Annotated in this window: 25 protein-coding genes and 1 pseudogene; 10 read left to right on the top strand and 16 right to left on the bottom strand. The window is 68.5% G+C overall.

The window, feature by feature from the left end; all coding sequences use genetic code 11:
• Positions 1 to 161: 161 nt before the first annotated feature.
• Entirely contained in the window at positions 162 to 665 is a 504-nt protein-coding gene (locus tag ACXC9Q_RS21215; RefSeq protein WP_457058337.1) for a MarR family winged helix-turn-helix transcriptional regulator, read from the bottom strand.
• 32 nt (positions 666 to 697) lie between these two features.
• Between ACXC9Q_RS21215 and ACXC9Q_RS21210 the strand changes: the two genes are divergently transcribed.
• From ACXC9Q_RS21210 to ACXC9Q_RS21195, 4 genes are all read left to right on the top strand, one after another.
• Positions 698 to 1144 (top strand): DUF4231 domain-containing protein, encoded by a 447-nt coding sequence (locus ACXC9Q_RS21210; RefSeq protein ID WP_457058336.1) that lies wholly within the window; start codon positions 698 to 700, stop codon positions 1142 to 1144.
• A gap of 31 nt (positions 1145 to 1175) precedes the next feature.
• The gene (locus ACXC9Q_RS21205) at positions 1176 to 1913 is read left to right on the top strand and encodes a maleylpyruvate isomerase family mycothiol-dependent enzyme (protein ID WP_457058335.1); all 738 of its coding nucleotides are present in this window, start codon (positions 1176 to 1178) and stop codon (positions 1911 to 1913) included.
• Positions 1914 to 1985: 72 nt separating this feature from the next.
• Positions 1986 to 2333: a YciI family protein gene (locus tag ACXC9Q_RS21200; protein ID WP_457058334.1), complete on the top strand. Its 348-nt coding sequence runs from the start codon at positions 1986 to 1988 to the stop codon at positions 2331 to 2333.
• Entirely contained in the window at positions 2333 to 3607 is a 1275-nt protein-coding gene (locus tag ACXC9Q_RS21195) for an RNA polymerase sigma factor (RefSeq protein ID WP_457058333.1), read from the top strand. The genes ACXC9Q_RS21200 and ACXC9Q_RS21195 overlap by 1 nt, the downstream gene beginning before the upstream one ends.
• A 16-nt stretch (positions 3608 to 3623) precedes the next feature.
• On the opposite strand, the gene ACXC9Q_RS21190 is transcribed toward ACXC9Q_RS21195, so the two are convergent.
• From ACXC9Q_RS21190 to ACXC9Q_RS21175, 4 genes are all read right to left on the bottom strand, one after another.
• The gene (locus ACXC9Q_RS21190; protein WP_457058332.1) at positions 3624 to 4328 is read right to left on the bottom strand and encodes a PH domain-containing protein; all 705 of its coding nucleotides are present in this window, start codon (positions 4326 to 4328) and stop codon (positions 3624 to 3626) included.
• Between the two features lie 106 nt (positions 4329 to 4434).
• The gene (locus tag ACXC9Q_RS21185) at positions 4435 to 4593 is read right to left on the bottom strand and encodes a hypothetical protein (protein ID WP_328519234.1); all 159 of its coding nucleotides are present in this window, start codon (positions 4591 to 4593) and stop codon (positions 4435 to 4437) included.
• 296 nt (positions 4594 to 4889) lie between these two features.
• Positions 4890 to 5846, bottom strand: coding sequence for a methylmalonyl Co-A mutase-associated GTPase MeaB (gene meaB / locus ACXC9Q_RS21180; RefSeq protein ID WP_457058331.1), 957 nt, complete (start codon positions 5844 to 5846; stop codon positions 4890 to 4892).
• Entirely contained in the window at positions 5846 to 7060 is a 1215-nt protein-coding gene (locus tag ACXC9Q_RS21175) for an acetyl-CoA C-acetyltransferase (RefSeq protein ID WP_457058330.1), read from the bottom strand. Before ACXC9Q_RS21175 ends, meaB begins: the two co-directional genes overlap by 1 nt.
• A 116-nt stretch (positions 7061 to 7176) precedes the next feature.
• Here ACXC9Q_RS21175 and mce point away from each other — a divergent pair, with 116 nt between their 5' ends.
• The 5 genes from mce to ACXC9Q_RS21150 all read left to right on the top strand — a co-directional run bounded on the left by mce (position 7177) and on the right by ACXC9Q_RS21150 (position 13645).
• Positions 7177 to 7608 (top strand): methylmalonyl-CoA epimerase, encoded by a 432-nt coding sequence (gene mce / locus ACXC9Q_RS21170; RefSeq protein ID WP_457058329.1) that lies wholly within the window; start codon positions 7177 to 7179, stop codon positions 7606 to 7608.
• A 58-nt stretch (positions 7609 to 7666) separates the two neighbouring features.
• On the top strand, positions 7667 to 8563 hold the full coding sequence (locus tag ACXC9Q_RS21165; RefSeq protein WP_457058401.1) for an anti-sigma factor RsbA family regulatory protein: 897 nt from the start codon (positions 7667 to 7669) through the stop codon (positions 8561 to 8563).
• Positions 8564 to 8699: 136 nt separating this feature from the next.
• On the top strand, positions 8700 to 10031 hold the full coding sequence (ccrA, locus tag ACXC9Q_RS21160; RefSeq protein ID WP_457058328.1) for a crotonyl-CoA carboxylase/reductase: 1332 nt from the start codon (positions 8700 to 8702) through the stop codon (positions 10029 to 10031).
• 117 nt (positions 10032 to 10148) lie between these two features.
• Positions 10149 to 12167 (top strand): transposase, encoded by a 2019-nt coding sequence (locus tag ACXC9Q_RS21155; protein WP_457058327.1) that lies wholly within the window; start codon positions 10149 to 10151, stop codon positions 12165 to 12167.
• Positions 12164 to 13645, top strand: coding sequence for an AI-2E family transporter (locus tag ACXC9Q_RS21150; RefSeq protein ID WP_457058326.1), 1482 nt, complete (start codon positions 12164 to 12166; stop codon positions 13643 to 13645). The genes ACXC9Q_RS21155 and ACXC9Q_RS21150 overlap by 4 nt, the downstream gene beginning before the upstream one ends.
• Here ACXC9Q_RS21150 and nicT read toward each other — a convergent pair.
• Together nicT and ACXC9Q_RS21140 are read right to left on the bottom strand one after the other, a co-directional pair.
• On the bottom strand, positions 13605 to 14696 hold the full coding sequence (nicT, locus tag ACXC9Q_RS21145) for a Nickel transporter NicT (protein WP_457058325.1): 1092 nt from the start codon (positions 14694 to 14696) through the stop codon (positions 13605 to 13607). The genes ACXC9Q_RS21150 and nicT overlap by 41 nt on opposite strands.
• A gap of 2 nt (positions 14697 to 14698) precedes the next feature.
• Positions 14699 to 15733 (bottom strand): DUF4331 family protein, encoded by a 1035-nt coding sequence (locus ACXC9Q_RS21140; protein ID WP_457058324.1) that lies wholly within the window; start codon positions 15731 to 15733, stop codon positions 14699 to 14701.
• 154 nt (positions 15734 to 15887) lie between these two features.
• On the opposite strand from ACXC9Q_RS21140, the pseudogene ACXC9Q_RS21135 reads away from it, so the two are divergent.
• Positions 15888 to 18569 (top strand): annotated as a pseudogene (locus ACXC9Q_RS21135) (AAA family ATPase); the annotation flags it as partial.
• Positions 18570 to 19303: 734 nt separating this feature from the next.
• Here the strand turns inward: ACXC9Q_RS21135 and ACXC9Q_RS21130 are convergent.
• The 9 genes from ACXC9Q_RS21130 to ACXC9Q_RS21090 form a co-directional block, all read right to left on the bottom strand.
• Positions 19304 to 19510 (bottom strand): type II toxin-antitoxin system HicA family toxin, encoded by a 207-nt coding sequence (locus ACXC9Q_RS21130; protein ID WP_457058400.1) that lies wholly within the window; start codon positions 19508 to 19510, stop codon positions 19304 to 19306.
• A 74-nt stretch (positions 19511 to 19584) separates the two neighbouring features.
• Positions 19585 to 20313 (bottom strand): PIG-L deacetylase family protein, encoded by a 729-nt coding sequence (locus ACXC9Q_RS21125; protein ID WP_457058323.1) that lies wholly within the window; start codon positions 20311 to 20313, stop codon positions 19585 to 19587.
• Positions 20314 to 20323: 10 nt separating this feature from the next.
• Entirely contained in the window at positions 20324 to 21202 is an 879-nt protein-coding gene (locus ACXC9Q_RS21120; protein ID WP_457058322.1) for a carbohydrate ABC transporter permease, read from the bottom strand.
• Positions 21199 to 22137, bottom strand: a complete 939-nt coding sequence (locus ACXC9Q_RS21115; protein ID WP_405068127.1) for a carbohydrate ABC transporter permease — start codon at positions 22135 to 22137, stop codon at positions 21199 to 21201. The genes ACXC9Q_RS21120 and ACXC9Q_RS21115 overlap by 4 nt, the downstream gene beginning before the upstream one ends.
• Positions 22134 to 23411: an extracellular solute-binding protein gene (locus ACXC9Q_RS21110; RefSeq protein WP_457058321.1), complete on the bottom strand. Its 1278-nt coding sequence runs from the start codon at positions 23409 to 23411 to the stop codon at positions 22134 to 22136. The genes ACXC9Q_RS21115 and ACXC9Q_RS21110 overlap by 4 nt, the downstream gene beginning before the upstream one ends.
• A 1-nt stretch (position 23412) precedes the next feature.
• Positions 23413 to 24378, bottom strand: coding sequence for a GNAT family N-acetyltransferase (locus tag ACXC9Q_RS21105; RefSeq protein WP_457058320.1), 966 nt, complete (start codon positions 24376 to 24378; stop codon positions 23413 to 23415).
• The gene (locus ACXC9Q_RS21100) at positions 24378 to 25478 is read right to left on the bottom strand and encodes an exo-beta-N-acetylmuramidase NamZ family protein (RefSeq protein WP_457058319.1); all 1101 of its coding nucleotides are present in this window, start codon (positions 25476 to 25478) and stop codon (positions 24378 to 24380) included. Before ACXC9Q_RS21100 ends, ACXC9Q_RS21105 begins: the two co-directional genes overlap by 1 nt.
• A 104-nt stretch (positions 25479 to 25582) precedes the next feature.
• Positions 25583 to 26347, bottom strand: coding sequence for an alpha/beta fold hydrolase (locus ACXC9Q_RS21095; protein WP_457058318.1), 765 nt, complete (start codon positions 26345 to 26347; stop codon positions 25583 to 25585).
• A gap of 11 nt (positions 26348 to 26358) precedes the next feature.
• Positions 26359 to 26608 (bottom strand): hypothetical protein (locus tag ACXC9Q_RS21090; protein WP_457058317.1); only part of this gene is annotated, 250 nt, incomplete at its 5' end.

Genomic DNA, 26608 nt, shown 5'->3' with positions numbered 1-26608 from the left:
CCTCCTCGGGAAACTGGTTCCCAAAATACTAGGACGTCCAACTATTTCCAACTGGTACCGGGCCGCCAGGCCATCACAATCGCGCCGCGGCGGCCGAGCGCGCCGCGTGGAGGGGCACTGAGCAGCTCCTTGTGATGGCGTGGGGATCCGGGACTCGCTCGTCAGGTGAAGTCGCCGGCGTTGTGGCGGAGGGGTTCGAGGACGGACCAGAGCATCTCGAGTTGCTCGTCGGTGAGGCCGGACAGGGCGAAGTCGGCGGCGACCAGGTCGGCGGTGGCGCGCTCGACCAGCTCACGCCCCTCGGGCGTGATCTCGCACAACACGGCGCGGCCGTCGTCCGGGTGCGGCGTCCGGGTCACCAGTCCGGCCGACTCCAGCCGCCGTACGATCGAGGTCACCGAGGTGGGATGGACCTGCAGCCGCTCCCCCATCTTCCCCAGCGGCAGCGACCCGCGCCGCGAGAACGTGAGCAGCACCAGCGCCTCGAACCGCGCGAACGTCAACCCGTGCTTGCGCAGAATCTCGTCCAGCTCGCCGATGACGATCTGCTGGGCTCGCATCAGCGACGTCACGGCCCGCATCTGCTCGACCGCCCCCCACCGCCGCCCCCACTGCCGCGAAGCCTCCTCGATCGGATCGAACGGCAACGCCCTCTTCCTCGCCATGAGCCGAAGGTTAGCTGGAGACTAGCCACATCATGGCGACCCTCAGAGATTCGGACTTCCCGGCGCTGGGCACCGACGCGCCCGCGGAGGAGCTGATCACCCTCCGCTTTCGCTGGTATCACCGGCAGGCCAACCACGCCCGCATCGCCTATCGCGGGCTCGGCACCGTCCAGCTCGTCGCGGCCCTGTTCATCGCGATCTCGGCCGCGATCAACACCCCCACCTGGTTCGCTCCCGCGCTCGGTGGCGTGATCGCGCTGGCGGAGGGAATCCGCACCCTATTCGGGTTCAAGGATTCCTATCCGACCTACCGCCGGACCGCCGAAGACCTGCGCAACGAAGCGTGGCTCTATGTCCAGCGCGCCGGCCGATACGCGACCGCCGCCGAGCCAAGCAAGCTGCTGACCGAGCGGGTTGTCGAGATCAGTCATACCGAGACGGAGGACTGGGAGGCCGCGCTCAAGCAGCGCAGTGTCTGAAACTGTCCACGACGTCTGCGAGGGTCTGAACATGACTTTGTCACCGGAGATCTACCTGCGGCACGTTGAAGCCGAGTCTGCGCGGTTGGGTGAGGTGGCGCGGATGGGGCTCGATGCCGCGGTGCCGAGTTGTCCGGGGTGGACGGTGGAGACGGTGGTGCGGCATGTGGCGCAGGTCTACGTGCACAAGGTCGAGGTGTTGCGGCTGGGGGCGCGGCCAGAGGACTGGCCGCCGGACTTCAGTGGACGGGAGACGTTCGAGTGGTACGACGAGGCTCGAGCGGCGATCGTCGACGCGTTGGAGAAGGCGGGGACCGGGCTCGAGACGTGGACGTTCAACCCACGCGACACCACCTCCGGGTTCTGGTACCGGCGGATGGCGTTCGAGAGCGTGGTGCACCGGATCGACGTCGAGCAGGCGCACGCGGTCGCCACACCGATCGACGCCGAGTTGGCGCTCGACGGCATCGACGAGCTGCTCTATCCGAACCTGGGCGGCCCGTGGTGGGAGGAAGGCGATACAGCCCACCCGATCGACGCGACCGTGCGCATCACCGCCGCCGGGCGCTCCTGGACCATCCGCGCGAACAGCACGAGCGTCGACATCCGTCAGGGAGCCGAGGGTGACGCGGACGCCGAGATCTTCGGGGAGGCGGTGCCGGTCTACCTCTGGCTCTGGGGTCGCGTTGCGGACGACGCCATCCAGACCGCCGGCGACGAGGACGTCGTACGGGCGTTCCGGGGACGGCTCAAAGAAGCCACCGGCTGATGTCCTCCGCGGGTCTGCCTGTTCGTTCCTTTCCTGAGGGACCACAGTGGTCTCAGCAGAAGGAGGATTCCGATGCCGCAGTACCTTGCACTGACCTACACCGCGGACGTGGACTGGTGGGCGCCTGAGCAGGCGGACGAGCTGGCCGAGTACCGGCAGTTCGCCGTGGACAACGCCGCCCGGATCAAGGCGAGCGCCGTACTGCACCCGACCTCGACGGCGACCGTCGTCCGGGTCGAGGGCGCCCACGGCGGACCGGTGATCACGACCGACGGTCCGTACGCCGAGACCAAGGAAGCACTGACCGGGTACTACCTGATCGACGCCGAGGACCTGGAGGAAGCAGTCGCGATCGCGGCCCAGCTCCCGGCGGCCTGGGGCGGCGCGGTCGAGGTCCGGCCGGTGATCCTGGCCAGGTAGTGGACCAGCGGTACGACGCGGTCGCCGAGACGATCCGGATCGAGGGGACCCGCATCCTCGCGACCCTGATCCGGACCGTCGGTGACGTCCAGCTCGCCGAGGACGCCGTCCAGGAGGCGACCCTGGCGGCGCTGGGGGCTTGGCCGGTCACCGGCGTACCGCCCGAGCCGCGCGCCTGGCTGACCGTGACGGCCCGACGGAAGGCGATCGACATCATCCGCCGCGAGCAGGCGCGGGCCGGTAAGGAGCGGGACGGCTCGGAGCTGATCGAGCTCACGACGACCAAGGAACTCGAGGCCGACGACGTGGTGCAGGACGATCTGCTGCGGTTGATCTTCACCTGCTGCCATCCCGCGATCTCACCCCCGACCCGGGTCGCGCTCGCGCTCCGCACGCTGTGTGGCCTGTCGTCCGCCCAGATCGCCGGCGTACTCCTGACTACCGAGGTCGCCACGACCAAGCGGCTGACCCGTGCCCGGCAGAAGATCGCCGCCGCCCGCATCCCGTACCGCGTACCGGCCGAGGCGGAGCTCCCCGATCGCCTTCCAGCCGTGTGCGCGGTGATCCACAGCCTCTACACCGCGGGCCACGCCCCCGTCGAGGGCGAGGCGGCGTACGACGTGGACGTCTGTGCGGAGGCGATCCGGTTGGGCGAACTGCTGCACAGCCTGCTGCCCGATCAGCCGATGCCGTCCGCGGTGCTCGCGTTGCTGCTCCTGACCGAAGCACGCCGGCCGGCCCGCCTCGATGAGCACGGCGAGGTGGTCACGCTCGATCTGCAGGACCGTGGCCGCTGGGACGCGGAACTGATTGCTCGCGGGGTCGCCCTGCTCAACGACTCGCTGCAGCGATCGAATCGGCAGGCTGATGCCTATCAACTGCAGGCCGCGATCGCCGCCGAGCACGACCGCGTCCCCAGCTATACCGCGACTGATTGGCGCGAGATCCAGCGCCTGTACGGACTGCTCATCGAGATCGCGCCCAGCCCGGCAGCGCAGCTGGGCCAGGTTGTGGCGACGGCCGAGACCGGCGACATCACGTCAGCCTTGGCGCAACTGGACGGCGTACCGCGAAGTCCTCGTTGGCATGCAGTTCGTGGGGAGTTGCTGGCCCGGCAGGGGCAGTACGCCGAGGCAGTCGCGGAACTGGATGAGGCCCTGGCGAGCGCGCCGGCCAATCACCCAGAACGTGCGCATCGGGAGCGCCGCCGCGCACTGTTCCGCCGGCACGCCGCCGAGCAGTCACGAGCCGCCGAGCACCCGCCCACCGGCTGAGCCGGCACGCAGCGGCTCAGTCGCCGTCGTCGGTCCAGTTGCCGCGTTCGCTGTTGAAGATCGACTTCGGGCCTGTGGGGGCCGGCCGGGCGGCGTGATGGGCCGGCGCGACCGTGGTGGTGACCTCCTGCGCCGAGTCCATCCCGATCGGGCCGGTGCCGTCGTCGTCGGAGTCCTCGTCGCCTTCCAGCACGTCGACGCTCGCCGCGGCGCGCAGACCGGTGCGCTGGATGACTCGCTGGATGGTCAGATCCCGGTCGTCCGGGCGGCTGACCCACCTGATCTCCCGGAAGCCCTGATCCTGCGCCGCCGACTCGAAGACGAAGTGGCCGTAGCCGAGGATCCGGCCGATGCTCGGCTTCTTCAGGGTGATGTCGAGGACTCGCGCGATCGGGGTGGTCGCGATGCTCTGGGAGAAGACGCCACGGATCCGCATGACCCGCATGTTGGTGACCACGAACCGGTCCCGGTGGTGGGTGAGGAATTGCCAGAAGGCATGCGACAGCAGCAGCAGCACGATCACCAGCAGCACCTGAGTGCCGCCGATCGAGGTGGTCGCCAGCACCACCAGCAGGGCGGTCGCCAGCGCAACCTCGAGCATGGGCAACCCGTACACCACCCAGTGCTGCCGGACCTCGTCGATGACGACTTCGCCCTCGTCCGAGATCAGATGGCGCCGGACCTTCGGGTCGAAGATCCGGAACAGGCCTATTCCGGCCATCCGTTCACTCCCCTGTCACACGCTGTCGGGCCGCTCGGCCCGGGTTGCGTCTCTCACAGCCAAGTGTCCCGCACGATTGCTCGAAACGGGACACTCGAACCGCAGATCAGCTGAACAGCGCGCTCAGGAAGGTGATCACGCTGTCGAACGCGTTGCCGATGGCCGAGAACGCGCCTCCCACAGCGTTGGCGGCGTTCGTCGGCTGAGTGAACAGATAGAAGGCCGCAAAGGCGATGACCGACCACATCAACAGCTTCTTCGGCATGTCACCACTCCTCGTTCGCAACCACTCGGTCGACTGTGTTTGTGTTGTATCACGGACCGTCACCAATTGTCACTGACTGAACACAGCCCACTGCACAATGCTCACCAGGTACAAGGTCCATTCTGTAACGGATTCGGGGCCACGGCACCCACCGGCGCGCCGCCGTGAGACGGCGTATCATGCCGCCCGCCGGAAACGTGCGGCATTTGCCCGAATTCGGCACACCAACCGCTGAACGGAAAGCAAAGACACAATGTGACACTCCGTGGTCGAGTGTTCCAACCGGGAGACCGGAATCACAGGGCCGCGATCAGCTCGTCCGCGGCACTGTACGGGTCCGTGTCCCCATCGGCCACCTTCGCCGCCAGCACGTCCAGCCGCGCGTCCCCGTGCAGGTGCGCGAACCGGGACCGCAACGCGGTCATCGCGATCGCCTCGATCTCGTCCCGGGCGCGACCCCGGCGCCGCTCGGTGAGGACGCCGTTCGCCTGCATCCAGCCGAGCCGGTCCTCGATCGCGGCCACCACCTCGGCGACCCCTTCGTTGCGCGAGGCAACCGTCTTCAGGATCGGCGGAGTCCAGGCGCCCTCGCCTCGCTCGGCCAGCGCGAGCATGGCCCGCAGATCCCGGGTCACGCTCTGCACGCCGTCGCGATCCGCCTTGTTCACCACGTAGATGTCGCCGACCTCGAGGATCCCGGCCTTGGCCGCCTGGATCCCGTCACCCATACCCGGCGCGAGCAGGATGAGCGTCGTGTCGGCCATCCCTGCAATCTCCACCTCGGACTGCCCGACCCCGACCGTCTCCACCAGGACGACGTCGAACCCGGCCGCGTCCAGCACCCGCAGCGCCTGCGGCGTCGTCCACGCCAGCCCGCCCAGATGCCCCCGCGACGCCATCGACCGGATGAACACCCCGGTGTCCGTCGCGTGGTCCTGCATCCGCACCCGGTCGCCCAGCAACGCTCCCCCGGAGAACGGCGACGACGGGTCCACCGCGAGTACGCCGACGCGCTTCCCGGACTCGCGGTACGCCGAAACCAGCGCCGACGTCGACGTGGACTTGCCGACCCCCGGCGAGCCCGTGATGCCGACGATGTGCGCGTTCCCGGCGTACGGCGACAGCGCCGCCATCACCTCACGCAGCAGCGGCGACTCGTCCTCGACCAGCGAGATCAGCCGGGCGACGGCCCGGGAGTCACCCTCCCGGGCACGCTCGACCAGCTCCGAGACCGGCGCGGTCCGGCGCGGCATCAGCTCTTCGGGACCCGGACGATGAGGGCGTCGCCCTGGCCGCCACCACCACACAGCGCGGCCGCGCCGACGCCACCGCCGCGCCGCTGCAGCTCGAGCGCGAGGTGCAGCACCAGGCGGGCGCCGGACATGCCGATCGGGTGGCCGAGCGCGATCGCGCCACCGTTGACGTTGACCTTGTCGATGTCGACCTGCAGCTCCCGCGCGGACGCGATACCGACCGAGGCGAACGCCTCGTTGATCTCGATGAGGTCCAGCGCGGTGGGCTCGATGCCCTCCTTGCCACAGGCCTTGACGATCGCGTTGGCCGGCTGGCTCTGCAGCGTCGAGTCCGGTCCGGCGACCGAACCGTGCGCGCCGATCTCGGCGAGCCAGCTCAGCCCGAGCTCCTCGGCCTTCGCCTTGCTCATCACGACGACGGCACACCCGCCGTCGGAGATCTGCGACGCCGAACCGGCCGTGATCGTGCCGTCCTTGCCGAACGCCGGCCGCAGCTTGGCCAGCGACTCGGCCGAGGTGTCACTGCGGACACCTTCGTCGCTGTCGACCACGATCGGGTCGCCCCTGCGCTGCGGCACCTCGACCGGGACGACCTCGTCGGCGAACACGCCGTTCTTCCACGCGGCCGCGGCCTGCTGATGCGAGCGGGCGCTGAACTCGTCCTGCTCCTCGCGGGTCAGCTTGAGGCCGTCGTTGTTGGCCTGATCGGTCAGCGCACCCATGGCCTGGTCGGTGAACGCGTCCCACAACCCGTCGAACGCCATCGAGTCGACCAGCGGCACATCGCCGTACTTGAAGCCCTCGCGGGACTTCGGCAGCAGGTGCGGCGCGTTCGTCATCGACTCCATGCCGCCGGCCACGACGACGTCGTACTCGCCGGCGCGGATCAGCTGATCCGCGAGCGCGATCGCGTTCAGGCCGGACAGGCAGACCTTGTTGATCGTGATGGCCGGGACGTTCATCGGGATGCCGCCCTTGACCGCGGCCTGCCGGGCGGCGATCTGACCGGCGCCGGCCTGCAGCACCTGGCCCATGATCACGTACTCGACCTGGTCCGGTGCGACGCCGGCCTTCGCCAGGGCGCCCTTGATCGCGAACCCGCCGAGCTCGGCGCCGGTGAAGCCCTTCAGGCCGCCCAGCAGCCGCCCGATCGGGGTGCGTGCGCCGGCGACTATGACACTGGTGTGCTGTGAACTGCGGGTGGCGTCAGACATGTTGTCACGATACCTGCGACGGCACTGGTACGCCGCTGTCGATCAAGTCACACAGGTCGTGTCAGCTCGGCCACTTTCGATGGCCTCCCACCACCGTCCTGGGCCAGGCTGACGTCATGGAAGCCCTCTTCGATGCGATCGACCACGTCGGGGTCGCGGTGGCCGACTTCGACGAAGCCGTCCGGTACTACGCCGAGGTGTTCGGCATGACGGTCGCGCATGAGGAGATCAACCAGGAGCAGGGCGTTCGCGAGGCGATGCTGTCGGTCGGCGACTCGGGTTCGTCGATCCAGTTGCTGGCGCCGCTGTCGGACGCGTCGCCGATCGCGAAATTCCTCCAGCAGCGCGGTCCTGGCATCCAGCAGCTCGCCTACCGGGTGCGCGACATCGAGGCCGTCTCGGCGACCTTGCGCGAGCGCGGCGCCCAGCTGCTGTACGACGTGCCGAAGCGCGGCACGGGTGGGTCGCGGGTGAACTTCATCCACCCGAAGTCGGCCGGCGGAGTCCTGGTCGAACTCGTGGAGCCACCGGCCTCGAACAGGGGGTGACGGCGCGCGCCGTCACACTGCTGAGTCGGGGGGAGCGGACTACGCTGTTCGGGTGCTGATGGACAGCGCCACCGACTCCTTGCACGGTGCGCCGGCCGGGTTCCAGCACGACGCCTTCGTCTACACGTCTGACGAGGAGTTCGTGCGACTCGCGGTGCCGTTCGTGCAAGACGGTCTGGCGACGGCTGAATCGATCGTGGCCGTGCTGCCCCCCGAGCAGACCGCGCTGCTGCGCGACGGCCTCGGCGCGGCCCGCGATCAGGTGGCCTTCATCGACATGACTGTTGCCGGAGGCAACCCAGCCCGGCTGATCCCCCTCTGGCGCGAGGCGCTCGAGCAGCACCCCGGCCGTCCGCTGCGCGGCCTGGGTGAGCCGGCCTACGTCGGCCGGAGCGCGCCCGAGTACGAGGAGGCGCTGCTGCACGAGGCGCTGCTGGACATCGCGTTCGCGGACGCCCGGTCGTTCCGGCTGCGCTGCCCCTACGATGCGTCCGTCGGTATCGACCCGACCGCCACCCACTCCGGCGCGGAAGCCCTTGCGGAGAAGACATTCCGTACGGCGCTGAGCGACGTACCGGATCGGGCCGAGCGGTGGGAGTTCGGGCTGGCCGACCTCGGTCAGGTGCGGCAATGGGTCAACGCGCTGGCGACGGCGTACGGCGTGTCACGGTACCGGCTCGACGACCTGGAGCTGGCGTTGCACGAGATCTGCACGAACAGCATCCGGTTCGGCGGCGGTAGCGGGACGCTGTCGGTGTGGATCGCGGAGGGCACGCTGATCTGCGACGTGGCCGACTGCGGCCGGATCGACGACCTCCTGGTCGGCCGCGTGCTGCCGCCGCTCGACGGTCTCGGCGGCCGCGGCGTCTGGCTGGCGAACCAGCTCTGCGATCTGGTCCAGCTGCGGTCCGCGGACGACTTCACCCAGGTGCGGTTGCACACTCGCCTGTGGTGATAAGACCACTGACAACGGTGGACTGCAAAAGTGACGGTCGTCTCACCGGTCCCGCGCTGTGTTACAGGGCACAGCGGTGCGTGCATACTCAGCGGTAAGTTCCGCTCACACAGACCGCCGCTGCAGGAGGTACGACGTGAAGCAGATCCTCGACGCGATCCTCGCCGGTGACACCGCGGCCGTCGGCGAGCTCGACGTACCGGACCATTACCGCGGCATCACCGTCCACGCCGACGAGGCGGGCATGTTCGAGGGCCTGGACAGCAAGGACAAGGATCCGCGCAAGAGCCTGCATCTCGACGACGTGCCGACGCCCGAGCTCGGGCCGGGCGAGGCGCTGGTCGCGGTGATGGCGAGCGCGATCAACTACAACACCGTCTGGACGTCGATCTTCGAGCCGGTGTCGACATTCTCCTTCCTGAAGCGGTACGGGAAGTTGTCGCCGCTGACCGCCCGCCACGACCTGCCCTACCACGTGGTCGGCTCCGACCTGGCCGGCGTCGTCCTGCGCACCGGTCCGGGCGTGAACGCCTGGAAGCCCGGCGACGAGGTGGTCGCACATTGCCTGTCGGTGGAGCTGGAGTCGCCGGACGGGCACAACGACACGATGCTCGACTCCGAGCAGCGGATCTGGGGATTCGAGACGAACTTCGGCGGCCTCGCCGAGATCGCTCTGGTGAAGTCGAACCAGTTGATGCCGAAGGCGGCCCACCTGACCTGGGAGGAGGCCGCGTCTCCAGGGTTGGTGAACAGTACGGCGTACCGGCAGCTCGTCTCGGCCAACGGCGCGAACATGAAGCAGGGCGATGTGGTCCTGATCTGGGGCGCGTCCGGTGGACTGGGCTCGTACGCGACGCAGTTCGCGCTGAACGGCGGGGCGATCCCGGTGTGCGTGGTGTCGTCGCCGGAGAAGGCGGAGATCTGCCGGGCCATGGGGGCGTCGTTGATCATCGACCGGTCCGCCGAGGGGTATCGGTTCTGGAAGGACCCGGTGACCCAGGATCAGAAGGAATGGAAGCGGTTCGGGGCACGGATCCGCGAGCTGACCGGTGGGGACGACCCCGACATCGTGTTCGAGCACCCGGGGCGGGAGACGTTCGGGGCGTCGGTGTACGTCGCCCGGCGCGGCGGGACGATCGTGACGTGTGCGTCGACATCGGGGTTCATGCACGAGTACGACAACCGCTACCTGTGGATGAACCTGAAGCGGATCATCGGCTCGCACTTCGCCAACTATCGCGAAGCCTGGGAGGCGAACCGGCTGATTGCCAAGGGCATGGTTCATCCGACCGTCAGCCGGGTCTACCCGCTCGAGGAGACCGCCCAGGCCGCGTACGACGTCCACCGCAACCTGCATCAGGGCAAGGTCGGCGTGCTGACGCTGGCGCCGGCCGAAGGTCTCGGGGTTCGGGACCGGGAACTGCGGGCACAGCATGAGGAAGCGATCAATCGCTTCCGCGACAGATAGTTTGCCGAGAGCTGCGCCGCCGGTTCCGTACCGGGCCGATTGGGCGGTTACACCCGGGTTCTGACAGGCTTAAGGTGGGGGATTCACGCTGAGCCGCCAGAAGGGAAACTCGGGAAAATGCCTGACGAGTCGAGCCTGCCATTCTTCGACCGTACGGCGACCGCGGCCGGGGGCTTCCCGGTCAGTCGCCGTGGGTACGACAAGCAGGCGGTGGACGACTACGTCCGCGCGTTGGAAATGCAACTCGCCGAGGCACGTAATCGCGCCGACGAGCTCCAAGGCAGCGTGGCGCCGATGCAGCGCCAGCTCGAGGAGACCCGGCGTCAACTCGACGCCAGTGCGAACCCGTCGTACGCCGGACTCGGCGACCGGGCCGCGCAGATCCTCCGGCTCGCCCAGGACCAGGCGTCCGAGGCGCTCGAGGAGGCCCGCCGCGAGGCCGACGAGCTGCGCACCAACTCCGCCAAGGAGGCGGCCGCCAGCCGCGCGACCGGTGAACGTGAGGCCGAGGACATCCGCACCGTCGCGCTGAACGAGGCCGACAGCGTGCGCCGGACCGCCGAGGGCGACGCCGCGGAGCTTCGCCGTACCGCCGAGACCGAGGCGTCCGAGGTGTTGCAGGCAGCGCGGCGCAAGGCCGAGCAGCTGCAGCTGACCGCGGAGTCGCAGTCGAGCACGCTGAAGAACGGCGCGCTGCACGAGGCGGAGAAGATCCGGACGGCGATCCAGCGCGAGTCCGCGGCGCTGCGGGCGCGGCTGGCCGACGAGCGCGAGCAGCAGGCCAAGGAGCTGGCCGACAAGCACCAGCAGATCGCGGCCGACACCGAGAACCTGACCACCCAGATGCGCGAGGCCGCGGAGGCGTCCGAGCGGCGGGTCGCGGAGGCGACCGAGCAGGCGCGCAAGATCCGCACCGAGGCCGAGGAATCGGCCGAGCGGACCATCGCGCGGTCGCGGCGGGAGGCGGAACAGTTGCTGACGACTGCCCGGACCCGCGCCGAGGCCGAGCTGGCGAACGCCGCGGACGAAGCGGAGCGGTCGCGGACGGTCGTCGCCCGGGAGACCGAGCGCCTGGCGAAGCGGCGCGACGGCATCCTCACCCAGATCGCCGGGCTGAACGAGATCGCCAGCAACATCGCCCGCCAGGCCGCCGAACTCGACTCCGAAACCGCCGCCCCGGCGTACGTGAACCCGTTCAGGCGCCCCCAGACCCCACCCACCGACGCCCTCAACAGCCCCGCCCCCTTCGCCGGCCCGTCCCCCTCGCCGTCCCCGTTCACCGAAGCGCCGGCGGCAGACCCGGCGAGCTCCGCGACGCCTGCCACATCCTCGGCCAGGCCGTTCCCTGAGTCACCGGCTCCGACCGCCGGCCCGTTCGCCGGTGGCGCGGCAGGTGCTTCGTCGTACGACGAGGAAGAGGATGGACCGTTCACCGGGGCCAGCCCGTTCGTCGGGATCAGTGCAGGCGATGCGCGGGTCGACGAGACCCGGATCGACACCAGCCTGCGGGTCGACCCGAAGGACGCCGACGACCTTGCCAGCAAGACCGCCGGCGGCCCCGCCGAGCCCTCTGACTCCCCCACGTCCACCTCCTCCATCAAGTCCACCTCCGCGACCTCGACGTCCGCAGCCTCCAAGTCCGAGCCCTCGGCCACCGACTCCACGGTCTCGGATGACGACTCCGCGCTCTCGGGTGCCGACTCCAAGCCGGCTGGTTCGGCCTCCGCATCCGGCTCGGGCACCGCGTCCGGCTCGGGCTCCGCATCCGGCTCGGGCGCCGCGTCCGGCTCGGGCTCCGCGTCCGGCTCGGGCACCGCGTCCGGCTCGGGCTCTGGGGCATCCGGCTCGGCGCGGGCAGGTCGGCCCGGCTCCGGCTCTGCGCGCTCCGGCGCCGGTAGTGCCTCGTCCTCCGGGGCGTCCGCGTCGTCATCGTCCCCGTCGTCCCCGTCCCCGGCGGCTTCTGTCGCGGATGACGACGAGCCGGCGGACTCGACGCGGGTCGACGAGTTGCGGCTGGATGACCTCACGAACGAGCAGACTCGGGTGCAGGCGCGGCCGGACGGTTCGGCCGCCGAGGACAAGAAGACCGACGAGGCCAAGGCAGGCTCGCGATCCCCGAAGGACAAGACGACGTGACGCCACCCGGCGACGACACCTCCACAGCGACCCCTGACCGGGACCTCACCGAGGCCGCCCGCGAAGCCGAGACCGCTGCCGCAGAGGCCCAAGCCGCCGCCGGTAAGAGTGAACACGCCGCCGAGCAGGCGGAGTCGTCAGCCGGCCAGGCCAAGGACTCCGCCGACGAGGCGACAGCCGTCGCCAGCAAGGCCGGCGACTCAGTCGACGAAGCGACACTCGCCGCCGGCACGGCGGACGAGTCGGCTGGTGCTGCTCGGGAAGCTGCGCGTCAGGCGGATGAGTCGGCGGATGAAGCCGACCAGTCCGAGGAGGACGCGGACAAGTCCGATGAGCACGCGGAGAAGGCTGCCGACCGGGCCGAGCATGCGGAGGAGGACGACTTCGCCGCGCAGTTGCTGATCGAGGAACGGCACCCGAATGTCGGCATGGGGCTGCCCGGGCCATCGTTGCGGCGATCGAATCCGTTCGTGTTCGGGTTCTTCGCGGCCCTCGGCGTACTGGTCGCCTGGGGCCTGTGGAACGCCCTCGGCCAGGCCCGCTCGGTGCTCATCCTGCTGCTGGTCTCGATGTTCATCGCCGTCGGCCTGAACCCGCTGGTCGAGTGGTTCATGCGCCGCGGCCTGAAGCGCGGCCTGTCGGTCGGCGTGGTGTTCCTGCTGATGATCCTCGCGGTCACCGGCGTCGGCTTCGCGATCGTCCCGGTCGTCACCGACCAGATCAACAGCCTGATCAGGAACGCCCCCGACTGGCTCGACCTGCTGGAGAAGTCGAAGACGCTGAACGACCTCAACCAGCGTTACCACTACATCCAGAAGGCGCAGGAGTACATCCAGGACCCGGCGCTGGCCCAGCGCGCGTTCGGCGGCATCCTCGGCGTCGGCAAGGTCGTCGCGGGCGCACTGTTCAACACCTTCACGATCCTGATCCTGACCCTGTACTTCCTCGCGTCGCTCCCGTCGGTGAAGCGGGCGGCGTACAGCCTGGTCCCGCGCTCCCGCAGGACCCGCGTGTCCATCCTCGGCGACGAGGTCCTGACCCGCGTCGGCGGCTATGTCAGCGGCCAGTTCGTGGTGGCGCTGTGCGCCGGCTTCTGCATGTTCATCTTCCTGGAGATCGTCGGCCTGGGTCAGTACGCCGTGGCGCTGGCGATCGTGGTGATGGTCTGCGACTTCATCCCGATGGTCGGCGGCCTGATCGGCGTCGTGATCGTCTCCCTGATCGGCTTCACCACCGGTCTCTGGACCGGCGTCATCTGCCTCGCCTACGGCATCGTCTACCAGCAGATCGAGAACTACTTCGTGGCTCCCCGCATCATGCGCCGAGCCGTCGACATCCCCGGCGCCGTCACCGTCATCGCCGCGCTCCTCGGCGGCGCCCTCCTCGGCGTGGTCGGCGCCCTGCTCGCCATCCCGTCCGCCGCCGCGATCCTCTTGATCATCCGGGAAGTCTGGGTCCGCAAGGCCGACGACTCCTAGTCGACCAGCGGTCCTCGATCCGGCCGTAGCGCCAGACCAGCAGCGCGACGGCCCAGGTCGCGACGAACGCACCGGTGATGACGTAGCCGGCATGGTTCAGGTCGAGACGGCTGATGGCCGGCAGCGGCCCCGACCGGATGCCGAGCTCATCGGTCACGATGGACACGATCTCGATGGTGCCGATCACGAGCGCGACGGCCACGGACAACGCCGTGACGACGAGGTTGTAGAACGCCCGGCGTACCGGCTTGCTGACCGCCCAGCGATAGGCGAGGCTCATGAAGCAGCCATCGATCGTGTCCAGAAGACTCATCCCGGCCGCGAACAGGATCGGCAGGATGAGTACGGCGTACCAGGGCAGGGCGAACGCCGCGGCTCCACCCGCGAGGACCAGCAACGAGACCTCGGTGGCGGTGTCGAAACCAAGGCCGAACAGCAGTCCGACCGGATACATGTGGCGCGGCTTGTGCACGGCCTTGGTCACTGGGCGGAGCAGCCGGTTGAGCAGACCACGGCGGTCGAGTTGCGCTTCGAGCTCCGCCTCGTCGTCGTACCCCTTCCGCATCCGGCGGACGACGGCCGCGATCCGCGCGAGTACGACGAAGTTGACCAGGCCGATCACGACGAGGAACACGCCGGACACCGCCGTACCGATCAATCCCATGGCCGACTGGAGTGTGGACGAGTCGTCCTCGACCTGACCGACCAGGGACCGCACACCGAAGGCGAGCAGCAGGCACAACCCGAAGACGACGCTGGAGTGCCCGAGCGAGAACCAGAACCCGACGGATACCGGCCGCTGACCGGCCGCGGTCAGCCGGCGCGTCGTGTTGTCGATCGCCGCGATGTGGTCGGCGTCGAACGCGTGCCGCATCCCCAGCGTGTACGCCGTGAGCCCGAGACCGACCCCGAATCCACCGGACGCGCCGAGGCTGTAGTGCCCCGGCGCGACCAGTCCGACGAGCAGTCCCCATCCGGTCACGTGCAGCAGCAGGATGAAGGCTGCCATTGCCGCGATCGACCGGCGGGTGCTGCTCAACCTGGCCTTCATCGTCAGCTCGCCGCCGGCACGTACGGGAAGGATTCCCTCGGCTCGGACGTCACAGATTCCTTGCCGATCCCGAGCGCGACCGGCGTGTTGGCCGCGATGGAGAACATCACGTTCGGCGCGTTGTCGGTGAGCGACCGGCCGTTCCAGGAGTTGAAGCCGAAGCTGGCCGGCGTGCCGACGACGTACGGCAGCAGGTTGGGCAGGAATCGCCGTACGACGGCCGACGCGTAGGCCTCCGGGTCGGCAGCGGTGCCGTACGCGCGGACGACGCCGGCGATCTCGTCGGTCAGCAGCTTCCCGTAGGTGTCACGGTCGTCGCTCGGCCGGCCGCCGTTGAGGTCGTCGCCAAGCTTCTCGTTGAACTGTGTGAACAGCGGGTGGATCATCGGGAGCCCGATCCGGTTGATCGAGCGCCAGCCGCCTGCGTCGGTGGCCAGGCTCGCGACCGCCCAGACACCGATCGGCCGCGTCGTCTGCGAGGCGTCGAGCAGTTCCGCGTCGGGGATCTCGAGGACGATCGAGTAGACGGTGTGCCCGGCGAACAGGTTCGTCGCCCGGTCGGGGGTCCAGCTTCCGAGGTCGATCGTCGTACCGTCCTGGAAGGCGTGGCCGACGGCGTGCAGGACGTCGGGCTCGATCCAGAACGGGTCGCCGGCCTGGCCGGCCCACGCGCGCAGTCCGCCGTCGCCGTCCAGCGTCTCCTCCGTCTCCCCCGTCGCGACGACAGTGCCGGTGGCGAACTGGTCGGAGGCCGCCGCGCCGGTGAGGCGGTGGACGGTCAGGCTCTGCCGGCCCAGGTCGTCGCGATCGCCGAACACGAACCGGTACGTGAGGTCCTCGACGCTGTCGTCGTCGAGGTCGATCTTGAACTCGTACTTGCCCTCCGGGTGGTAGCCCGGCGTCGGGATGTCACCAGCGAGCGAGTGACAGACGTTGATGGCCAGCACGGTGCCGGCCTCGCCGCGGAACACATACAGATCGGTGATGTCCAGACGGACGTCCTGGCGTGCCAGCGGTGAGTCGAGATGGTGCGACATGGTCGTTCCCTTTCCTCGGGTGGTGATTCGGCACGACCACAGTCGTGGATCGGTGTACTGGCGCGGATGAGTCATCTGACTCGCTCCGTGCGATCGAGTCAGTTGACCGATGGCGGGGCCCATAGAATCCGAAGCGGGTGCCGGGAGGTGACTGATGAGCCCCACGCTGGTCGGGCGGCTGGAGGAACTGGAGTTCCTCGAGGCCTTCGTGCGTGCGGCCGCCGCCAACGGCGGGACCCTGCTGGTTTCGGGTGGCCCCGGTGTCGGCAAGACAGCACTCCTCGACGCCACGGAACGGAATGCGAGAGCATCCGGAACGACCGTTCTGCGCGTCGTCGCCACCGAACTCGAGGGCGAGCTCAGCTATGCCGCGCTGAACCAGGCGCTGTACCCACTGATCGAGGATTTCGACGAGCTGAACGCCGCTCAGCGTGACGCGCTGCAGGTGGCTCTCGGGTTCGGGGACGGGCCTCCCCCGGGCCGGTTGCTGGTGTCCAACGCCGCCACCGTCCTGCTGCGCAAGGCGGCGACCCGGTCGCCGCTGCTGCTCGTCGTCGACGACATCCCCTGGATCGATCGGGCCAGCGCCGGCGTTCTGAGCTTTGTAGCGCGGAGGCTCGCCGGCAGCAGAGCCGGGCTGCTGGTGTCCGGCCGAACCGGCGAGGACCAGGGGTTCTTCGACCGGGCGGGCCTGCCGGAGTACGAGGTGAAGCCGCTGGACGACACGGCTGCCGATCACCTCCTGACAGCTCGGTTCCCCGACCTGCACGCGACCGTCAAGACCCGGATCCTCGACACCGCGCAAGGGATCCCGCTCGCACTGCTCGAACTCCCGAGGACCTTGAGCCAGTCGCAACGGGCGGCCGCCGAGCCGCTCCCCGCCGTACTGCCGCTCGGGCAGAACTTGCAGAGGCACTTCGCGTCGCGGGTGGCGACGCTGCCCGACGCAACCAGGGCGCTGCTGCTCACCGCCGCTCTCGAGGGCACCGGGGATCTCGGCGTACTAGAGGCCGCGGGCAACGACCTTTACCGGATCGATGATCTGGCGCCGGCCGAGCGGGAGCGACTGGTGGAAGTGACCGAGCACTCGCATCGGGTGGTGTTCCGGCACCCGCTCATCCGGTCGGCGGTGGTCGACGCGACGACCTCGGCAGAACGGCGCTCGGCGCACCGCAGGTTGGCCGCAGTCCTCGTGAACCAGCCCGAGCACCGGGCCTGGCACCTCGGCGCGGCCACGATCGAGCCGGACGAACAGGTCGCCGCAGCCTTGGAGGCGGCAGCTCACAGCACCGTCGCGCGAGGTGACTACACGACCGCGGTCGCCTTGCTCACCCGCGCTTCCGATCTGAGCCCCAGCCCGGCCGAGCACGGTCGCCGGCTGGCCGCGGCCGCCTACATCGGCGCGGAGGCCATGGGCGAGGTCGGGAGTACGGCGGAACTCCTCGAAGGCAGCCGACGAGCCGGCAGCGCATCTCTGCACTACGCATCGGCGGCCACCTTGGTGATGCTCAGCAATGACGCGCATGTCGACACCGCCCACCGCATGATGGTCAGCGCCATCGAGGGCAGCCTGGACCGTGGCGACGCCGACGAGGTCGAACTCGTCAACGGGCTCGCGACGCTGCTGCAGATCTGCTTCTTCGGCGGCCGCAGCGAACTGTGGAAGCCGCTGTACGACGCACTCGGCCGGCTCTCGCATGAGCCGCCGCCGTCGCTCACACTGACTGTGGACCTGTTCGCCGATCCGGCCCGCACAGGCGTCGCCGCTCTCCCTCGACTGCTTGCGGCGCTGCAGGGTCATCACGACGAGACCCTGGTGCAGGGCCACGCCGCGGCCGCGTGGTACCCGGACCGTCTCGCGGAGCTGCGCGATCTGCTGTGGCGAGTGGTGCTGAACGGCCGTGAGGGCGGCCCGGCGCGCAGGCATCTGCTGGCGCTGATGGACATCTGCGTCGACGACTTCCACCGCGGCCGATGGGACGAGGCCGGCGACCTGGCCGCCGAAGGACTGGCCCTTACCGAGGAGGGTGGGGGTCGATTCTTCGGCTGGTACTTCCGCTATCACCAGGCGTTGCTGGCCGCGGTCAGGGGCAGGTTCGAGACGAGCCGGGCGCTGGCCGACCAGATGATCGGCTGGGCGGGTCCGCGCGGTGTCGGCGCGGCGCGGGTCTTCGCTCACCATGCCTTCGTCCTCGGCGACCTCGGCCGCGGCGACTTCGAGAGCGCGTATCACCACGCGACCACGGTCAGTCCCGCCGGCACGCTCGCGTCCCACGTCCCGCACAGCTTGTGGATCGCGATGGATCTGGTCGAGGCCGCCGTGCGCACCGATCGACGGGCCGAGGCCGAACGTCACGTACGCGCGTTGCAGGACGCGAGGCTGCCGGAGCTCTCACCCCGACTGGCGATCCTCACCGCCGGCGCCGCGGGCATGGCGGCCGCGGACGATGATGCGCCCGCGTTGTTCGAGGAAGCTCTCAACCTCCCCACGGTCGACCAGTGGCCCTTCGATGTCGCGCGCGTGCGACTCGCGTACGGCGAACGGCTGCGGCGTACCCGTGCGCTGACCGAAGCCAAGGCACAACTCGAGGCCGCTCGCGCCGTCTTCCGCACGCTCGGCGCGGATCCCTGGACCGCACGAGCCGAGCGGGAGCTGCGAGCCACCGGGCTTGCTTCCACTCCGTCAAGCGCGCCCTTGACCGCCCAGGAACTACAGATCGCCGGCCTCGCCGCCTCCGGCCTCACCAACAAGGAGATCGCCGCAAGGCTCTACCTCTCACCCCGCACCGTGAGCGGCCACCTCTACAGAATCTTCCCCAAACTAGGCATAACCACCAGAGCCGCCCTCCGCGACGCCCTCGCCAACAGAACCTGGTCCCCCCGTCACTCAGCCTCACGCCATCCGGCTCTTCAGACTTTCCTTCTTCGACGCCGAACGGCCGGCCACAACAGGGCTACTAGCGCTCCTGGCACTCCTCGCGTTCGCAGCCTTCCGAGTCACCGAGTGGCCGGCGTCCTGCGCTGCGGCTCGTCGTGGTCGCGGCTTCTTCGAGCCCTTCGCCGTCTCCGGAGATTCCACCTCGAGGATTCGCAACGACCGCCCGTTCTTGAGACGGACAACCAGATCGTGCGCGTACTCACCTTTTGCTGCGCGCAGAAGTTGTGCCAGGTCAGACGCTCCTCCGTCAGCGACTGCCTGCACCAACTGCGAGACTCGTTGGTGCGACACCCCAAGAACGCTGCTCACATCCCTGACGGGAACGTCCGCATCCGTCAGAGCCGACGCGACCTCACGTGTGAGATCGCCAACGAGCGCTTCGAGCTGCCTTGCGCGGCCCCGCAAGTCGTCAACGAGCGCCTTCGCCTCGAGGAGATCCTGCCCAGCAACCTGGATGCCGGAAATCTCAACCGCAACCTGAGAGAGCGGAACGTCAGTCGTCACCGCGACGTACTCGCGCGCTGCCCTCTCAACCTCGTCGAGCCGGCGAGCTTGAGTGAGACCGTCCAGCTGAGGAATCTCAATCATCCACCAGCGACCCTCGCGAGTCACCACCGCTTCATAGCTCTTCATCAGCCCTGCCCCTCACACTCGGCGAGCGCCTTGCCGGCTTTGCGGACGACACCAGGAGAGATCGCCCGATGTCCATCGGGCAGAGTGAACACGTGCTGCCCACAGGGACACCCATACACACTGTGCGACCCCTCCGTCCGAACCCGCCGCCAGCCCGCGTCCTTGAAGGCCTTGACGACCCTACGCGTCGGCTGCTCACTGACCACACATAATAGTCTAGAGGGATAGCCACTTTCAAGGCAATCTCACTAGACAGCGCACAACGGCGCGTGGGATGAATCTATGGGCCGGCGAGTTTGGTTACTTCGGGGGTGGGGTTGGTGTGGAAGGCGCAGGCTCGGGGGTAGGAGGCCAGGCAGCCTCTTGTGGTCATGAGGGCGGTGTAGTAGTCGATGTAGCGGAAGCCGTAGGTTTCGCCGCGGGCGAAGGCCTGGTGGCGGATGGCGGAGACCCAGCGATAGAAGGCTTCGTCGGGGATGGGGACGTAGAGGGAGGGGTGGAAGCCTTCCATGTCCTCCCAGTTCTCGGCGTGCAGGAAGGTGCGGACGCCGTGGCGGGGGAGGTCGGCCAGCTTGCGCACCGGGCCGGCGTTCTCCGATGAGGGGTCCATCGGGAGGCCGGCCAGGAAGCGGGCGCGTTCGGCCAGACGAGCTGCGTGTTCGTGGTCGCTGTGGATGGAGTTCTTCCAGTGGGTGATGATCGTGTCGGGTTGTTTCTCGCGGATGATCGTGGCGAGCTCCACGGCCACCTCGTCGGTGTCGGGGAGGAAGCCGTCGCTGTGGTCGAGGACCATGAAGTCGGCGCCGATCGCGGTCGCGAAGGCCTCGCCCTCCGCGATCTTCTGCTTCTTGTACTCCGACGGCGACAGCCGGGGGTGGCCACGCTCCCCCGGGGTCAGGGCGACGATGGTGGCGTTGGCGCCTTCCAGGACCAGCTTGGCCAACGTCGGGCCGGCGGTCAGGTCCATGTCGCCGATATGCGCTCCGATGGCAAGCACTGTTCTGCTCAAAGGGGTCTCCTCACTTCAGGCCACTCAGTACGACGCCTCGGACGTAGTACTTCTGGAACAGCAGGAACACGACCAGCACCGGGAGGGTGCTGATCACCAGACCGGCCATCACGATCGGCATGGTGCGGTCGGGGTCGAGGAAGCTCTGCAGCAGCTGGATGCCGACCGGCAGGGTCTGCAGAGCGGGGTCGGACGACGAGATGAGCAGGGTCCAGATGTACTCGTTCCAGGTGCCGATGAACGTGATCAGGCCGAGCGTGATCGCGACCGGCTTGGTCTGTGGGAGCACGATCAGGCGCCAGATCTGCCACTGGTTGGCCCCGTCGATCTTGGCCGCCTCGAGCATCTCGTCCGGCAGCGACACCATGAACTGGCGCATCAGGAAGATCCCGAACCCGCTGACCGCGAACGGCAGGATCAGCGCGATCAGGCTGGTGGTGAGTCCGCCGTCGCCGCCGCGGCCGAGGATGTCGTTGCCGCCGGCCAGCGGCCAGTTCAGCATGATCAGGAAGGTCGGGATCAGCAGCAGGAACGGCGGCAGCATCATCGTGGCGAGGATGAACCGGAAGATCACCGCCCGCCCGCGGAACCGCAGCTTCGCCAGCGCGTAGCCGGCCATCGACGACGTGATCAGCACCGACACGGTCACGCTGATCGTGACGATCACGCTGTTGCGGAACAACCGGGCGAGCTCCAGCTGTGAGATCGCGTCACGGTAGTTGTCCAGGTTGAACGACTTGGGCAGCAGCTTGTACGGGATGACGCCGTACTCCCCCGGGCCCTTGAACGAGCTCATCACCATGTCGAGGAACGGCATCACCATCGCGACCGCACCGAGGACGACGATCAGGTACGCGAACCACGGGAACCCACCACGACGTCGTCTCACGAGGTCTCCTCTCCCCGCCGGCGGGCGATCCACAACTGCAGCAGCGTGATCACGAGGATGATCACGAACAGCACCATCGCCATCGCGCTCGCGGTCCCCCAGGCGCCGAACTTGAACGCCCGCTGATACATCTCGAACGCCGCCACGTTCGTCGCGTTCACCGGCCCACCATCACCCGTCATCACGATGATCAGCGCGAAGGACTGCAGCCCACCGATGAACTGGGTGATCAGCACAAAGAGCAACGCCGGCCGCAGCAACGGCAACGTGATGGACCAGAACATGTGCCAGGACCCGGCCCCGTCGACCTCCGCGGCCTCGTAGTACATCTCCGGGATCGCCTTCAGCCCGGCGGTCAGGATCAGTACCGCGCCACCGATCGAAGCCCACGCATGGACGATCGTCACCGACGGCAGCGCGTACGACGCATCCGAGAGGAAGCCGATGCTGTTGACGCCGAGCTTGTTCAGCACGCCGTTGATCAAGCCGGCCGGCTGGTACATCATCTTCCACACGTTGCCGATGGCCACCACTGTCGCGACCACCGGCAGGAAGTACAGCACTCGCCAGAACCCCTGGAAGCTGAGCCGGTCGATGCAGTAGGCAACCAGCACCGAGCCGAACGTTGCCAGCAGCACTGACCCGAAGGCGAACAGCAGCGTGTTCACCAGGATCGGCTTGACGAAGGTGCCGTCGAAGCTGAGCACCTCCCGGAAGTTCGCGACGCCGGCCCACTGGATCGTGCCGAGGTCGAACCCGCCCCAGTCCGAGAACGCGAGCACGATCGCGAAGATGAACGGCAGGATCAGGAACACACAGAAGAACAGCAGCACCGGCGTGAGGAACAGGTACGCCGCCCGGCCCTCGCGATGCAGTCTGCCGACCCGCTGGGCCGGCGCCGCGACGGCGCCGACCCTGCTGACCGCGGTGGTCATTGGGAATTGACCTCCTTGGCCGCTTGGGCCAGCGCGTCGTCAGGACTCTTGCCATCGGCAAGCACCGTCATGATCGCGTTGTGCAGCGCGGTCTTCGCCTCGTACGCCCCCGGCTGGTTCGGCTCGGCCATCGCGTACGTCGTCGCGTCGTAGATCGGGATCAGGTTCGGGTCCGAGAGCGACTTCTTGTACGTCGCCTGGTCCGCGGTCCGCGGCGGGATCAGACCCTGGTCGGCCAGCCACTTGCCGACCTCGGTGACACCATCTTCGGTCTTGTGCTCGTTCAGCCAGGTGAGGAACTTCCACGCCTCGTCCGCGTGCTTGCTGCGTTGGTTCACGCCCATGAAGAACCCGTAGGCCAGCGAGCCCTTGTCGCCCGCAGCCGGTCCGGGGATCGCAGCGACCCCGACATCGGAGTACTTGTCCTTCATCTGCTCCCGCAGGCTGCCGATCCACCAGCCGGCCTGGATCGCCATCGCGACCCCGCCGCTGCGGAACTGCTTGGTCGGCGAGATCGACGGATTGGTCGCCTTCGCCGTCGCGAGGTCGCTCTCGAGCTTCAGCGCGGCCTTGCCCTGCTCGTTGTCGAACTGCGGCGTCCCGTCGGGAGCGAGGAACTTCCCGCCCGCGGAGTCGAGCAGCGACAGGAACGGGTGCACCGACTTGTTGTCGCCGTCCTGGATCAGGCTCAGGCCCTCGACCTGGATGTTGCCCTTGCTGTCCCGCTTGACCGTCTTCTTCGCCGCGTCCTCGAGCTCGGCCCAGGTGCTCGGCGGCTTGGCGATGCCGGCGGCGGCGAGGATCTTCTTGTTGTAGAAGAGCACGTAGGTGTTCAGCTCGGTCGGGTATCCGAGCAGCGTGTCGCCGGTGGTGACCGCGCCCAGCGCCGCCGGGCTGTACTCGGCCTTGATCTTCGACGCGATGTCGTCCGGCACCTTGGCGACGACGTTCGCCTTCTGCAACTGCCCGCCCCACAAGCCGTAGGCGCTGACGATGTCGGCGCCCCGGCCGCCGGTCTGCCGGACCGTCATCGTGGTCAGCAGGTCGTCGAACTTGACGACCTCCGCCTTGACGTGGATGTTCGGGTTGTCCTTGTTCCACTCCGCGATCATCTTGTCCAGACCGGTCTTCGACGGGCCGTCGCTGTAGTGGCTCAGCAGCGTCAGCTCGACCTTGCCGCCACCACCCGAGCCGCCGCTGCCACCACCGCACGCGGCGCCCGTGGCGAGCAGCCCCACGACGACAGCCAGCCGGAGTCCCTTGCAGATTCGCATGTCAGTCAGTCCCTTCGGCCGGGGCCAGTGGCGCCCGGAGGATGGTGAACGTGCGGGTGATGCTGAACCCCGTCTTCAGGTAGAGCTGCCCGGCCGGCGAGTTCTCGCCGGTCCACAGGAACCAGGCGCTGTGCGCGCCGAGGGCAACCATTCGCTCGAGCGTCAGGTGCAGCAGCACCTTGCCGAGCCCGGTCCCGCGCGAGGCCGGCAGGACGCCGAAAGGCCCGAAGCGATCGATCACCGACTCGTAGGTCCCGTGCATCGCCCAGCCGAGAATCCCGCGGCCCGGATCACGGGCCACCACGATGCGGTCCAGTGGCATCCCCGCGACGACGGCCTCGCGGATCGCGCGCGCCCAGTCGGGGTTGAACTCGCCACCGGCAATGGAGATCAGCGACGTCAGCTCGTCGCCGGTCGGGGTGCCGAAGCTATAGCCCTCGGCCGTCAACGTCTCGATCCGTTTCCCGACGTCCGCCGGGATCTCGTACCCGACCAGACTCCGGTCCATCGCGACCGCGTCGTACTGCCGCTCGAAGCCGAGCGCCGGCAGCAGCCGGCCGGCGGCCGGGTAGCGCGCTGCGTCGAGGCCGGGGAGGAAGTAGTTCGGGGTGTACGACGAGAAGAAGACCTCGGAGCGCCCGTGGTCGCGGAGCCAGTCCATTGCCGCGGTCAACAGTTCCCGGCCGAGGCCGCGGCCCCGGTGATCGGGGTGGACGAAGAAGAACGGGATCCACCCACTCACCGGTTCCAGGTCGTCCGCGTCGACCGCGATCAGACGTCGTACGGCGTAGGCCGCGCCGACGATCTGATTGTCGACAATCGCGACCTTGAGACCGGCGGCGTCGAAGTTGCGGTCGAGCAGGAACAGGTCACGAAAGCGCGGATAGCCGATCGGATCGGCCGGGGCCGCCGCCGTCCAGGCCGCGGCGAGCGCCGGGCCGTCGCCGACCTCGAACGAGCGGATCATCACGCTGTCCCTTCGTAGAGCAGTACGCCGGGCCGCACCCAACCGGCCGGTGTGGTTGCCTCAGGCAAGAGAGCGACCGGGTCGTCACCCGACTCGAGCGCCTTGCGGAGCCAGTCGGATCCCCACAGCCTGTCGAGCGACGGCAGCAGCCCGAAGTCGTCCGGGTAGAGCTCATTCAGCACCCGCAGCATCACCAGCGCGGTCCGCACCGGCTCGAACGCCGACCGGTCGACCACATGCAGTTGTACGCCGGACACCGCCTGGCCGGCGTACTTGCTGAAGACGGGTTCGAACCACGTACGACGGAAGATGACTCCAGGCAGGTCGCACGAGCGCAACGCCGGAACCAGCCGATCGTCGACGTACGGCGCCCCGATCGTCTCGAACGGTCGCGTCGTACCGCGTCCCTCGCTGAGGTTGGTGCCCTCGAAGAGGCCGGTGCCGGGGTAGACGAGCGCGGTGTCGATCGTCGGCATGTTCGGCGACGGCGGCACCCACGGCAGCCCGGACGGCAGCGAGCGGGACCAGCCCTCCATCGGGATGACCGTTGCCTCACCCAACTGAAGGGCCAACTCGCCGACGGTCAGGCCGTGCCGGAGCGGGATCGGGGCGCGACCGACGAAGCTCTCGAAGCCCGGCTGCAGCAGCGGACCTTCGACGCGTACGCCGCCCAGCGGGTTCGGCCGGTCGAGGACGATGAACGGCTTGCCGAGGCGTGCGGCCGCCTGCTGGCAGTCGTACATCGTCCAGATGTAGGTGTAGAAGCGCGCACCGATGTCCTGGATGTCGAAGAGCACCGCATCCACGCCGGAGAACAGCTCGTCCAGCGCCGGCCCTTGCCGAAGGTAGGTGTCGAAGACCGGTAGCCCGGTGTCCGGATCGTTGCCCTCGGCCTCAGATGCGCCGGCCTGGGCCGTTCCGCGCAGACCATGCTCGGGACCGAAGAGCGCAGTCAACCGAAGTCCGGACTCCAGCAGCGCGACGGCAGTCGGCCGCAGGTCCGGCACGACGCCGGTGAAATTGGTGATCAGGCCGAGACGCCCGTCCGCCACCAGCCCTGGTTCTCCGGCCAACCGCTCGGCACCGGTCCGGACCGCCATCGCCACCACCGCCGCCCCAGATCGTGGATCGTACAGGAACTGGGCAAAAACTTACCGACGTGGTCAGGTAAAGGTCAATGGATTACCGGGAACCGTTTGCCAAATCAGGGCAGGAACGGGGCCAGCACGGCAAGGAAGTCGTCGAGGCGCTCGGCGTGGACCCAGTGGCCGGCTTCGGGGACTTCGGCGTACTGGACGTGCGGGAAGTACGACGCGATGGTGGCGCGGTGGTCCTGCTGGACGTAGTCGGACTTGCCGCCGTAGATGAACAGCGTCGGGCCGTCGTACCGGAGTCCCTCGACCGCCGGCCAGCCGGAGATGGCGGGCAGCGCGGCCTCGATGACCGGAAGGTTGGGGCGCCAGCGCGCACCCGAGGAATCGAGGATGAGGTTCTGCAGGAGGAAGGCGCGGGTGCCGGGATTGGGTACGGCGGCAACCAGTTGGGCGTCGACATCGGCGCGGCGCTGCACCGAGGAGAGGTCGGCGTTACGCATCGCGTGGGCGTACTCGACGAAGGCCGGCGGGTAGGCGACCGGTGCGGCGTCGACCACGGCCAGGCGCTCGACGACCTGTGGGAACTGCAGCGCGGTGAGCATCGCCGTCTTGCCACCCATCGAGTGACCGACGAGCGCGACCGGCCCGACGCCGAGCGCCTCGATCGTCTCCCGGACGTCCTCGGCCATCTCCGGATAGCTCATCGTGTCCGTATGCGGCGACGTCCCGTGGTTCCGCAGGTCGAACGCGAAGACCCGGTGCTGGTCCGCGAGCCGCCGGGCCGCGGTCATCCAGTTCCGGCCGGATCCGAACAGCCCGTGCATCACCACGACGGGCGTGCCCGATGCGCCGTACGACGTGACCGGAAGCTTCATCCGCATACCTTTCAGCGGCGGCGTTGCCAGCAGGCAGTGTGCCAGTGGCGTCGCTCGTCGAGGGACTGGGCGCCGCCGATCGCGGCGAGCAGGCTGGGGTTCTCCGGCCAGACCACGACATGGGGCGTGGCGGGCAGGATCTGCTGGTCGCAGCCGGGACAACGATAGGACTTGGCCGACGCGGAGCCGGACAGGCGGCGGACGATCCACTCGCCGTCGGATCGCTCCTCACGGGCCTGGGTACCACCGAGCAGCGGGCGG

Source organism: Kribbella sp. CWNU-51 (assembly GCF_054073265.1).
This window is presented reverse-complemented; position numbering and strand designations above follow the sequence as displayed.

Coding starts and splice junctions, on each gene's coding strand:
- ACXC9Q_RS21215 (WP_457058337.1), bottom strand. CDS start 665: ATGGCGAGGAAGAGGGCGTTGCCGTTCGATCCGATCGAGGAGGCTTCG.
- ACXC9Q_RS21210 (WP_457058336.1), top strand. CDS start 698: ATGGCGACCCTCAGAGATTCGGACTTCCCGGCGCTGGGCACCGACGCG.
- ACXC9Q_RS21205 (WP_457058335.1), top strand. CDS start 1,176: ATGACTTTGTCACCGGAGATCTACCTGCGGCACGTTGAAGCCGAGTCT.
- ACXC9Q_RS21200 (WP_457058334.1), top strand. CDS start 1,986: ATGCCGCAGTACCTTGCACTGACCTACACCGCGGACGTGGACTGGTGG.
- ACXC9Q_RS21190 (WP_457058332.1), bottom strand. CDS start 4,328: ATGGCCGGAATAGGCCTGTTCCGGATCTTCGACCCGAAGGTCCGGCGC.
- ACXC9Q_RS21185 (WP_328519234.1), bottom strand. CDS start 4,593: ATGCCGAAGAAGCTGTTGATGTGGTCGGTCATCGCCTTTGCGGCCTTC.
- meaB (WP_457058331.1), bottom strand. CDS start 5,846: ATGCCGCGCCGGACCGCGCCGGTCTCGGAGCTGGTCGAGCGTGCCCGG.
- ACXC9Q_RS21175 (WP_457058330.1), bottom strand. CDS start 7,060: ATGTCTGACGCCACCCGCAGTTCACAGCACACCAGTGTCATAGTCGCC.
- mce (WP_457058329.1), top strand. CDS start 7,177: ATGGAAGCCCTCTTCGATGCGATCGACCACGTCGGGGTCGCGGTGGCC.
- ACXC9Q_RS21165 (WP_457058401.1), top strand. CDS start 7,667: ATGGACAGCGCCACCGACTCCTTGCACGGTGCGCCGGCCGGGTTCCAG.
- ACXC9Q_RS21155 (WP_457058327.1), top strand. CDS start 10,149: ATGCCTGACGAGTCGAGCCTGCCATTCTTCGACCGTACGGCGACCGCG.
- nicT (WP_457058325.1), bottom strand. CDS start 14,696: ATGAAGGCCAGGTTGAGCAGCACCCGCCGGTCGATCGCGGCAATGGCA.
- ACXC9Q_RS21140 (WP_457058324.1), bottom strand. CDS start 15,733: ATGTCGCACCATCTCGACTCACCGCTGGCACGCCAGGACGTCCGTCTG.
- ACXC9Q_RS21115 (WP_405068127.1), bottom strand. CDS start 22,137: ATGACCACCGCGGTCAGCAGGGTCGGCGCCGTCGCGGCGCCGGCCCAG.
- ACXC9Q_RS21110 (WP_457058321.1), bottom strand. CDS start 23,411: ATGCGAATCTGCAAGGGACTCCGGCTGGCTGTCGTCGTGGGGCTGCTC.
- ACXC9Q_RS21105 (WP_457058320.1), bottom strand. CDS start 24,378: ATGATCCGCTCGTTCGAGGTCGGCGACGGCCCGGCGCTCGCCGCGGCC.
- ACXC9Q_RS21100 (WP_457058319.1), bottom strand. CDS start 25,478: ATGGCGGTCCGGACCGGTGCCGAGCGGTTGGCCGGAGAACCAGGGCTG.
- ACXC9Q_RS21095 (WP_457058318.1), bottom strand. CDS start 26,347: ATGAAGCTTCCGGTCACGTCGTACGGCGCATCGGGCACGCCCGTCGTG.